This is a genomic window from Ruegeria sp. BHSB064 (genome assembly GCF_059613205.1).
Map to the genome: position 1 here is coordinate 1 of NZ_JBXWSB010000141.1, position 10183 is coordinate 10183.

The 10183-nt window shown below is 57.5% G+C and carries 8 protein-coding genes and 1 pseudogene; 2 read left to right on the plus strand and 7 right to left on the minus strand.

Translation table 11 applies throughout. The features are described from left to right. Together secD and yajC are read right to left on the minus strand one after the other, a co-directional pair. Window positions 1-1479, minus strand: a 1479-nt coding sequence (secD, locus tag AC2FNU_RS21560; protein WP_496792327.1) for a protein translocase subunit SecD, incomplete at its 3' end; no start/stop codon positions are given. A 33-nt stretch (window positions 1480-1512) separates the two neighbouring features. After that, window positions 1513-1800, minus strand: a complete 288-nt coding sequence (yajC, locus tag AC2FNU_RS21565) for a preprotein translocase subunit YajC (RefSeq protein WP_171090782.1) — start codon at window positions 1798-1800, stop codon at window positions 1513-1515. 201 nt (window positions 1801-2001) lie between these two features. On the opposite strand from yajC, the gene AC2FNU_RS21570 reads away from it, so the two are divergent. Both AC2FNU_RS21570 and serS read left to right on the plus strand, forming a co-directional pair. After that, window positions 2002-3666 (plus strand): mechanosensitive ion channel family protein, encoded by a 1665-nt coding sequence (locus AC2FNU_RS21570; protein WP_496792329.1) that lies wholly within the window; start codon window positions 2002-2004, stop codon window positions 3664-3666. A gap of 72 nt (window positions 3667-3738) precedes the next feature. Further along, the gene (gene serS / locus AC2FNU_RS21575) at window positions 3739-5031 is read left to right on the plus strand and encodes a serine--tRNA ligase (protein WP_496792331.1); all 1293 of its coding nucleotides are present in this window, start codon (window positions 3739-3741) and stop codon (window positions 5029-5031) included. 55 nt (window positions 5032-5086) lie between these two features. Here serS and AC2FNU_RS21580 read toward each other — a convergent pair whose 3' ends face one another. From AC2FNU_RS21580 to AC2FNU_RS21600, 5 genes and pseudogenes are all read right to left on the minus strand, one after another. Beyond that, window positions 5087-5695 (minus strand): helix-hairpin-helix domain-containing protein, encoded by a 609-nt coding sequence (locus tag AC2FNU_RS21580; RefSeq protein WP_496792334.1) that lies wholly within the window; start codon window positions 5693-5695, stop codon window positions 5087-5089. Between the two features lie 89 nt (window positions 5696-5784). After that, window positions 5785-6768 carry a fatty acid desaturase gene (locus AC2FNU_RS21585; RefSeq protein ID WP_496792337.1) on the minus strand — a complete coding sequence of 328 codons (984 nt, stop codon included), beginning with the start codon at window positions 6766-6768 and terminating at the stop codon, window positions 5785-5787. A 163-nt stretch (window positions 6769-6931) separates the two neighbouring features. After that, window positions 6932-8395 (minus strand): ribosome biogenesis GTPase Der, encoded by a 1464-nt coding sequence (gene der / locus AC2FNU_RS21590; RefSeq protein WP_496792338.1) that lies wholly within the window; start codon window positions 8393-8395, stop codon window positions 6932-6934. A 49-nt stretch (window positions 8396-8444) separates the two neighbouring features. Further along, window positions 8445-9767 carry a PQQ-like beta-propeller repeat protein gene (locus AC2FNU_RS21595; protein ID WP_496792339.1) on the minus strand — a complete coding sequence of 441 codons (1323 nt, stop codon included), beginning with the start codon at window positions 9765-9767 and terminating at the stop codon, window positions 8445-8447. A 46-nt stretch (window positions 9768-9813) separates the two neighbouring features. Next, window positions 9814-10183: pseudogene (locus AC2FNU_RS21600) on the minus strand (hypothetical protein); the annotation flags it as partial.

Consider the following 10183-nt stretch of genomic DNA (forward strand, 5'->3'; position numbering starts at 1 on the left):
GTCCAGAATGGCCGACAGCGCCTTTTCATAACCCAGCTCAATCGCCCGCGCCGGGCCTTTGGCAGATTTCAGTTCCTCTCGGATCCGCTCAAAGATCAGCACATTGGCATCCACGGCCATGCCGACCGTCAGAACGATACCGGCGATACCGGGAAGGGTCAGCGTGGCTCCGATCAGGGACAGCAAACCAAACAGCAAGCCCACGTTGATGATTAGGGCGATGTTGGCGAAGATGCCAAACAGCCCATAGCTGAGGCCCATGAAAACCAGCACCGCCGCAAAGGCCACAATTGTTGCAACCTTGCCTGCGTCAATACTGTCTTGCCCCAGCTCGGGACCGATTGTGCGCTCTTCCAGGAACTCCAGCCCGGCAGGCAATGCACCGGCCCTAAGCAGGATGGCCAGGTTGGTGCTTTCCTCAACGCTGAAGTTGCCGGTGATGATGCCGGATCCGCCGGGGATATGGCTTTGAATCACAGGGGCAGAAATCACCTCGTCATCCAGCACAATCGCAAAAGGTGCGCCGATATTGTCGCGGGTATAATCGCCGAACTTGCGCGCACCCGAGGTGTTGAACCGGAAGCTGACGGCAGGGCGACCGTTTTGGTCAAACGAGGGCTGTGCATCCACCAATTCCTCACCCGTCACAACCGGGGCAGACTCGATGATGTAATACTCGCCACTTGCGTCGAGCGAAGGAACAATTTCGTCGCCAACGCCCACGCTGGCATCCGGGTCGGTGACCCGATTTACAACTGGATTGAAGGTCAGCTGAGCCGTTGTGCCTATGATGTCCTTCAACTCTCCGGCACTGCCGATACCCGGCACCTGGATCAGAATACGATCCGCACCCTGGCGCTGAATGGTGGGTTCGCGGGTGCCCACCTCGTCAATCCGGCGGCGTATGATTTCAAGCGACTGACGCACCGTCCGATCGTCCGACGCCAGCTTTTCCGCATCGGACAGCTGAACCACGATAGTGTCGCCGTCAGCGCGGGCCTCAATATCCGTGGCTCCGACCCCGGTCAGCGTTTGCACCTGACGCGCCAGTCCGCGCACCACTTCCAGTGCTCGGGACATCCCTTCTGGCTGGCTGATCCGCACACGAATCTCATCCGGGGCCGAGTCCTGACGGCGGATTGTGCCCACCGTCGCACGTTCGTCACGCAGGGCATCCCGGATTTCGGGCCACATGGCCTCCATCCGGGATTCGTAAACGTCCTGCACCCGGACTTCAGCCAAAAGATGCGCCCCACCGCGCAGATCCAGACCTAGGTTGACCAATGATGACGGCAGCCATGTGGGCCATTCCGCAGCCTGAGCTTGCAACTCGGGCGTGTCGTTGCCCAATTCAATGGCAACTTTTGCATCGTTGGATTGTTCGACCCGCGTATAGAATGCGTTTGGCAGGGCCATGAGCAAACCGGTCACACAGACCAGCCAGATCAGAACCCGCTTCCAGGTGTCAATTTGCAGCATTACCCTGCCTTTTCAAGGGATTGTCGAGCGAAGTTACTTCGCAGGTTCGGTCTTGTTCAGAACCTGAGCGATGGTCGACTTGACCACGCGGATCTTGACGCCCTCGGCGATCTCGACCTCGATCTCGTTCTCGCCTTCCTTGACCTTGGAAACTTTGCCAATCACCCCACCCTGAGTGATCACCTGATCACCCCGGCGCACGGCTTCGACCATGGCCTGGTGTTCTTTCATTTTCTTCTGCTGCGGACGGATCAGCAGGAAATACATGATCGCGAAAATCAGGATCAGCGGGAGAAACTGGGCGATTGCGCCACCTTCCATGGGATATTCCTTTGTTCAGACCTTGCGGCACTGTTCCGCAAATTTTGCCGGAACCTATGCTTTGAAATGCGTGTTTGCAAGCAAAGGCGGTGATGTGTCCCACCCGAACCTGATAATGCCGGCATAAGAACCGCCCAAACGTTGCAGATATGTCCTATGCAGGTGTCTCTATTTGGCTATAGTCAAGCATCAGGGGGGACAATGAGAGTTCGTTACAAGCCTTTCCAATCTTTGACGCTTTTGCTGTCCGTGCTGACCTTTATCCTGTGTATGACAGCACCACTAAAGGCCCAGGAAACACCAGCCGAAACACCCGATCCCGAGTCAGAAGAATCAGACAATTTCAAAGCGCCCGTCATCGTGGACGGCGACATGTTGTTTTTCCTGCGCGGTTCCAGTGCCCTACCCGCGCCAGAACGTGCAGAAAGTGTTCAAAACAAGATCATCGAGGTAGCCGAATCCTCGGAAAACCCTGCGGTTGATATCTCGTTTGAGGACACCGATTTGGGTATTCGCATCCGTGCCGACGGCGAAATCGTTTCAATTGTGACTGTCGCAGATGCAGAGCTGGACCAGATGGAGCTGGATGTTCTTAGCTTCCTTCATGGTCAGGCGATCGAGGAAGCCATCCTCAACTATCGTTCCAATCGCACGGAACAGGCACGCGTGTCAGGTGCGATTGAGGCCGCCGGATGGACCATAGGATTTGTCGTCTTCGTGTTGCTTATCCTTTGGCTTCATCGGCGGATCAGGCGGCGCACTCTGAAGTTGGTAAAGCGGTATTTAAGGGATGTGGAAACCGCCACCGCGAAAAGCGTTCAGGCCGAGGCCATCGCCGCTCTGGTCCGGTACGGGCTGAACTTTGTTCTGCTGGTGATCTTCTTTCTGGGTTTCTACTACTATCTGTCGTTTGTGCTGTTGGCTTTTGCCGAAACCCGCTATTTCGCGCAGCTTCTTCTTACTTATCTGACAGAGCCTGTCCTTCTGATCTTCAAGGGCATCCTCAGCTACATTCCCAACATGATCATGTTGGGCCTGATCACATGGGTCACGATGTACGTAATCAAGGGCATGCGTGTGTTCTTCGATGCGGTCGAAGCAGGCTCTTTCGAAATGGGCGATTTTGAAAAGCATTGGGTAAACCCGACGTTCAACATCGCCCGTGTCGTCGTCATTCTGATCGCGCTGGTTTTTGCAGTTCCCTACATCCCCGGTTCGGATTCAGCGGCGTTTCAGGGCCTGACCATTCTGGTCGGTGCGATGCTGTCGCTGGGAGCCAACTCGGTCGTGTCCAACATGCTGGCGGGATTGTTCGTAATCTACCGAAGGTCCACCTCAATCGGCGACCGCATTCAAATCGGTGATCACATCGGAGACGTGGTTCAGATCAAGCTTATGGAAACGCATCTGAAGTCGATCAAAAACGAGTTAATCTCGATCCCGAATGCGCAGCTGATGAATTCAGACGTGGTGAATTTCTCGAAAAAGACGGATGGCAGCGGGCTGTTGCTGCACACCACAGTCGGCATCGGTTACGAAGAGCCGCCCGAGAAGGTCGAGGCGATGCTGATCGAGGCTGCCAACCGCACAAGAGGGGTCAAGGCCAAGCCTGAACCATTTGTGTTGTGGACTGCACTGGCCGATTACGCGATCAACTATCAGATCAACGGCTACACAACGCGCGGCAGTATCATTCCAAAAATCCGCTCGGACCTGCATCGCAACATTGTCGCCGTGTTCAACGAAAACAACGTGCAGATCATGACGCCTTCCTACATGGCCGACCCGCCGGAACCAAAAATCCCGGCTGAGGAATGGGATGGGCACTTGGCGCATGAAATCCACGACGGGGACGATAAGTCGTAACCGGTGCTACACCCCGCCCGACAGATGGTGCATAAGCGGTTCCAGTGATTCACGCATTTAAGGATCTGAGACATGCACGACATCCGCGCCATTCGCGAAAACCCTGCCGCCTTCGACGCCGCCCTTGCGCGCCGTGGGGACGCGCCGGTGTCGTCAGATTTGTTAAGGCTGGACGAAAGTCGTCGCGCCAAGATTCTGGCCGCCGAGACCGCGCAAGCTGAACAGAACAAAGCCAGCAAAGAGGTCGGTGCGGCCAAAGGTCGTGGCGACGAAGCAGAGTTCGAGCGTCTGCGCGCCTTGGTGGCCGAGAAAAAGGCCGAAGTGGCACGGATGCAGACCGAAGCGAAAGACCTGGACGCGCTGCTGACCGATCAGCTGATCCGTATCGCCAACCTGCCCGCCGAAGATGTGCCAGAAGGGGCGGATGAGAACGACAATGTCGAGATCAACCGCTGGGGCACACCGCCAGAGTTAGATTTTGCGCCTAAAGAGCATTTCGAAATCGAATCCGTACAAAGCGGAATGGACTTTGAGACCGCCGCGAAACTCTCTGGATCGCGCTTTGTGCTGCTGTCCGGCGGTGTTGCTCGCATCCATCGCGCACTGGCGCAGTTCATGCTGGACACGCATATCAACGAGAACGAGCTGACCGAGGTGAATGGCCCGGTACTGGTTCTGTCTGAAATGATGCATGGCACTGGTCAACTGCCGAAATTCGGCGAAGACAGTTATCAGACCCGCGAAGGCTGGTGGCTGATCCCGACATCCGAGGTGTCGCTGACCAATATCGTCAACGACACTATGATCGAGGAAAGCTACCTGCCCCGCCGCTATACCGCACATTCCTTGTGCTTCAGGTCCGAGGCCGGATCGGCTGGAAAAGACACACGCGGGATGCTGCGTCAGCACCAGTTTGAAAAGGTCGAGATGGTGTCGGTCACGCATCCGGACAAATCTGATGAAGAACAAAAGCGTATGCTGCGCTGCGCCGAAGGCATTCTGGAAAAGCTTGGCATCCCCTACCGCACCGTCATCCTGTGTACCGGTGACATGGGTTTTGGCGCGCGTCGCACCTTCGACATCGAAGCATGGCTGCCTGGTCAGAACACCTATCGCGAGATCAGCTCGGTCTCGACCTGTGGCGATTTCCAGGCCCGCCGCATGAACGCCCGTTTCCGCCCCGAGGGTGGTGGAAAACCGGAATACGTTCATACGCTGAACGGTTCGGGTTTGGCAGTTGGGCGCTGCCTGATTGCTGTGCTGGAAAACGGTCAGAACGCGGATGGCACTGTGACCCTGCCCGAAGTTTTAAGCCCCTATCTGGGTGGTAAACTGACGCTGCAACTGAACGGCACGCTGACATAAGAAAACCGGCACCCGACAGGGCACCGGTCAAAAAAGATGGAAAGGCGAAGAAGGTTTATTTCTTCGCCTTCTTCTTATCCTTTTTCTTATCTTTCTGCTTACCGTCTTTCTTGTCGCCCTTTTTCCCGGCGTCTTTCTTTTTGTCGTCCTTCTTGGACTTCTTGCCTTTTTTGGACTTGGCTTTCACCTTGTCCTTGGCCTTGGAAAACGCAGCTTCCATTTCGGCCCGTTTCTTGGCAGCTTTCTCAGCCTTCGCTTTGGCCTTGGCCTTTTTGCGGGCCTTTGCCTCGGCGGCTTCAGCGGCCACTATTTCCTCAGCTGCCTTCTTTGCCGCTTCTTCGGCGCGTTTCTCGGCGGCGGCGGCTGCAACGGTCTTGCGGGCGGCCGGACGTCGCACCGCAGGCTTACGCACCGCAGGCTTTTGAGCAGCAGATTTACGGGCTGGCGCTCGGCGCGCAGCAGGTTTAGCGGCAGCGGGTTTTGAAGTCGTAGCCTCTTTCGCCGCAGCTATAAGCACCGCAGCGCGCGCCAGACCAATCCGGGGAACCTTGACCAGACCTTCGGGCTTGGCCTTGGCAATCGCCTCAGCTGTCTTAAAGCCGTTTGCGGACAAAGCAGTAGCAAGCGCTTCCCCCACACCTTTTACATCGGTCACTGCGGTCATTCCGGATCCTTTCTCTTTCTCCCTGCATCAACGTATATACACAAGATATACGTGACTTCAAGCCACGGCACCAAACCGCGAGGCTTTGTTCAACTATGGGCCAAGTCCGCCGTGCGCCCTTTCTTGGGAAACGGCACCAAACGTTTGGCATCCTCATCCCAAAGCTTGAGGTTCAGCGCCGCGACCGCCTCGGGGAACTTGATCCGACGCGGTGTAAACTCGGGCGGCAGATTGTAATGGCACGCACGCAGTCGATAAGACGGGATGCGTGCGTTGAAGTGGTGAATGTCGTGCAAGGTGATGCAGGCCACAGCCGTATCGAACCACCAGCCAAAGTCGAGCGCGGACGAGCCTTGCAGCGCCGCAAGCTGAGGGTCCAGATCAGGGCGACGATCCCAGTAGGTGTCCTCGAAGTTATGCTGAAGATAAACAAGGAACACACCCAGCATCCCACCCAAAAGCGAGAATACAAGCCAGACCAGAATGCCGGTACTGCCGGCAATCAAATAAAGCAGCCCCAGAAAAACAACGATCGAAAGGTTGTGCAGCAACACGCCTTTCAGCCCGAACCGCATGGTGTTCTTAGGCCAGCGATACCGAATGAAATAGGTGAACAATGCCCCCACCGGCACCAGGATGAACGGGTTGCGGTAAAGCCGATAGAAAAGGCGTTTGCTCCAATCGGCCTCGTTCCATTCGCGCAGGGTCATCGTGTGAATTTCGCCCGTCTCGCGATGTTCAAGATTACCGATCCCCGCGTGGTGCAGGTTGTGGTTCTGCTTCATCACCTCAAATGGCGCAAAGGTAAACGGAGACAGCCCATGCCCGGCCCATTCATTCTGTTGGCGTGTCTCGAACAGCGAATGATGGCCGCAATCATGTTGCAGCACATAAAGCCGCACCGCCGAGAACGCAAAAACCACACCCGCCGGCACCATGACATACAAGCGATCCACATATCCGATCGCCAACGCCAGCGATGCAAAATACACCGCGAAAGTTCCAAAATAGCTCAGCGCTGCCAGCCTGTTGTCCTGAACAGCGTATTGCCGCGTATATTCCCTCAGATCCATCCAGCCCTCTCCCACGATGGCCCGGTTAAATTTGAACTAAAAATATGACCTGATTGAACAGGTGCAAGCCACGCGCACGAAAACAGATGCACGCAAACGAATGCTAGCGCGCAGAAAGGGCGCTGTCACCTCCTTGCGCCGAAAATGCTGAAAATTGGCGCAGTTACGCGCGCCCCTTCAGATGCTTGGCAAGGGCGCCCGCGTTTTTCTTGCGGCGTCCTTTGTAAGGGTTCTTGTCCCCCTGCCCCCGCAGTGTCAGGCGGATCGGTGTGCCCGGCATGTCGAAATCTTCACGCAATCCGTTGACCAGATAGCGCGTGTAACTGGCTGGCATCTTGTCGGGGTGCGAGCACATGACAACAAAGCCTGGCGGGCGCGTTTTGGCCTGTGTCATGTAGCGCAGCTTGATCCGACGCCCTTGCGGCGCTGGAGGCGGGTGCTGTTCCAGCATCGCAGTCAGCCAGCGGTTCAGTGCGGCGGTCGGCACCCGGCGGTTCCAGATGTCATGGGCACGCAGGATCGCCGCGCGCAGTCTTTCGAGCCCTCGGCCAGTCTTGGCAGACACAGTGATCAAAGGCGCGCCACGCAATTGCGGCAGCAGACGGTCAAAGGACTCTTTGAGTTCACGCAGTTTTTCCTGCTTGTTCTCTTCAACGTCCCATTTGTTGACTGCGACGACAACGGCCCGGCCCTCGCGCTCGGCCAGATCGGCAATGCGCAGGTCCTGTTGTTCAAACGGAATGGCAGCGTCCAGCAAGACCACGACAACCTCGGCGAATTTCACGGCGCGCAGACCGTCGGACACCGAGAGCTTTTCCAGCTTTTCCTGAACCTTCGCCTTTTTACGCATCCCCGCTGTATCGAAAATGCGCATGGGCGTGCTGTCACCATCCGGATCGGCCCAGTCAATCCGCAGACTTATGGCATCGCGGGTGATTCCGGCCTCAGGTCCGGTCAGCAGGCGATCTTCACCGATGATCTTGTTGATCAACGTCGACTTGCCCGCGTTGGGCCGCCCGACAACGGCCACTTGCAACGGCTTGGCAGCGGTGATCAGAGGCGTCTCGCCCTCGCCCTCTTCATCCAGTTCGATATCGGTTTCCGGGGCTTCTTCGGCCTGTGTTTCTTCGGCCGCGTCGGCCAGAGGCATGAGCTGGGCGTAAAGGTCCGTCATGCCCTCGCCATGCTCACCAGACAGGCGCACGGGTTCACCCAGACCCAGATTGTAGGCTTCCAGAACACCCGCATCAGCAGCTGAACCTTCGGCTTTGTTGGCCGCCAAAATCACATGCTTCGAGCGCTTGCGCAGAATCTCAGCGAACATCTCGTCCGTTGGGGTCAGCCCTGTGCGCGCATCGATCATGAACAGGCACACATCGGCCATATCCACCGCGCGCTCGGTCAGGCGGCGCATCCGGCCTTGAAGGCTGTCATCGGTTGCGTCCTCAAGACCTGCCGTGTCGATCACGGTAAAGCGCAGATCACCCAGACGCCCTTCGCCTTCGCGCAGGTCACGTGTCACGCCGGGTTGGTCGTCGACCAGGGCCAGGCGTTTGCCCACAAGGCGATTGAACAGAGTGGATTTGCCCACATTCGGGCGCCCCACGATGGCGAGGGTCAGCGACATGATACTCAACTTTCAAGACTCAAGATGCGCCCTTTAGCGCATCTTTCCGTCAACGGAAAGCGTGTAGATCACCCTTGGTCGAAACGACATACAGAGTTTGACCCGCAACAACCGGCGCTGTTGTCGCACCTCCGGGTACTTCGACCTGATGTACCAGCGTTCCATCGACCGGATTGAAGAACCGCAGATATCCGTCGTTGGATGCAATCACAATACGACCACCGGCAAGGATTGGACCGTAATGGGCAAAGATCGGACCACGACGGCCACGTTTGTCTTTTACAAAGCCCGGAAGATCCTGCGCCCATACGACAGAGCCATCTGCCGCGTTCAGACGTACCAACTGGCTGCGGTCACTGATCAGGAAAATGCTGTTGCCGGCGGGCCATACGGCGTCCACGGCCCCTTCGTCAGCTGTCCAACGACGTTCGCCTGTTGCAACGTCAAAAGCGACAGTCCGGCCCGAATGGTTGCCGATGTAAATCGTGTCACCGGACACCATAGGACCGCCGGTCACATCCACGATTTGCGCAGCGGCCCGCCCCCGGCGCCCACCGGCCACCGACGCGTTCCAACGGCGAATGCCACCCCGACGGAACGTCGCGGCCACATCGCCCGAACCAAAAGCAAATACCGCCAGATCCGAGGCGATCACAGGCGCAGGTGCACCAAGCACGTTACCGACGCTGGGCGTGCCTTCGATTTGCCACGCGATACGGCCATCCTTGGTTGCAACGGTCCATCCGGTTTCATCCCCGGCCACCAAATAGAGCAGACCGTCGTTGACAAGCGGTGCACCGCTGCCGGTGGCTTGCAAGCGTTTCTGCCACCGCACGGCACCTGTTTTTGCGTCAAGCGCGGTCAGGCGACCATAGCCGGACGAGACGTACAGAACACCGTCGGCATAGGCCATGCCGCCGCCCGTAGCATCGGAATCCCCGTCACTTGCGGGGATCAGATCCGTCTTCCAGGCAACCTGACCCTGAGGCGTTACGGCTGAAACGATTGCTCCGGCATCCAGGGTATAGATCAGCCCTCCTGCTACGACCGGCTCGGCGGTGATACGTTGCTTGCGCGAGTCACCCTGCCCGATCGAAGTGGACCAGATCCGCTGCGGCGTCGCGCGCAGAGCGGCATTTGTTGTCCTATAGGCTGGCGTTCCCGGGCTTTGCGACCAGCTGGCATTGGCCTGCTGCGACGGCAGACTGATCGGCTCAGATCCGCGTTTTTCCTCCGTCTCCAAATCAGACAAGGGTCGGATGTCTTCGCGCTCACCGGGCAGAATGGCCTCGGGTTCTTCACAGGCGGCCAGGGCGGTCAGAGCCAGCGCCGCGACCGGCAGTCCCACGCGGGAGAATAGTCTAGTTACCATGGTATTCCGAACTCGCCTGTCAAATATGTCTTTTTTCACCGCCCGATCAGCCTTGTTGAGCCACCAGGGGTTCTGGTTCACCCCCCAGCGCGACAATCAATTGCGCTGCGCGCTGCTGCAGGTCAATGCCGACTTCAGCATCCTGCCGCAGCGCCTGCAAACGATCCAGTGCCGCCTCGACATTGCCTTCGGACACGTCAATCAGAGCCAGCTGTTCTTCCGCAAGCAGACGCAACGGAGCACCCGGCGCCGCAAGCGCTTCGAACTGTTGCCGACGGTCAGTTGCGGGCAAGGTGTCGCTTTGCAGCAGTAAGGCTTTGAAGCTTGCGATGGCACGGTAGATCTCGGGCAGATCGCCCTGTACCGCAATTGCATTCAGACTGTTGACCGCATCTTCGCGCGACCCGGCCCCGACC

Bases quoted from the DNA above. Each gene is read 5' to 3' on its own strand.
- AC2FNU_RS21585 (WP_496792337.1), bottom strand. From the start codon at position 6,768: ATGGATCTGAGGGAATATACGCGGCAATACGCTGTTCAGGACAACAGG.
- yajC (WP_171090782.1), bottom strand. From the start codon at position 1,800: ATGGAAGGTGGCGCAATCGCCCAGTTTCTCCCGCTGATCCTGATTTTC.
- AC2FNU_RS21580 (WP_496792334.1), bottom strand. From the start codon at position 5,695: ATGACCGCAGTGACCGATGTAAAAGGTGTGGGGGAAGCGCTTGCTACT.
- AC2FNU_RS21595 (WP_496792339.1), bottom strand. From the start codon at position 9,767: ATGGTAACTAGACTATTCTCCCGCGTGGGACTGCCGGTCGCGGCGCTG.
- serS (WP_496792331.1), top strand. From the start codon at position 3,739: ATGCACGACATCCGCGCCATTCGCGAAAACCCTGCCGCCTTCGACGCC.
- der (WP_496792338.1), bottom strand. From the start codon at position 8,395: ATGTCGCTGACCCTCGCCATCGTGGGGCGCCCGAATGTGGGCAAATCC.
- AC2FNU_RS21570 (WP_496792329.1), top strand. From the start codon at position 2,002: ATGAGAGTTCGTTACAAGCCTTTCCAATCTTTGACGCTTTTGCTGTCC.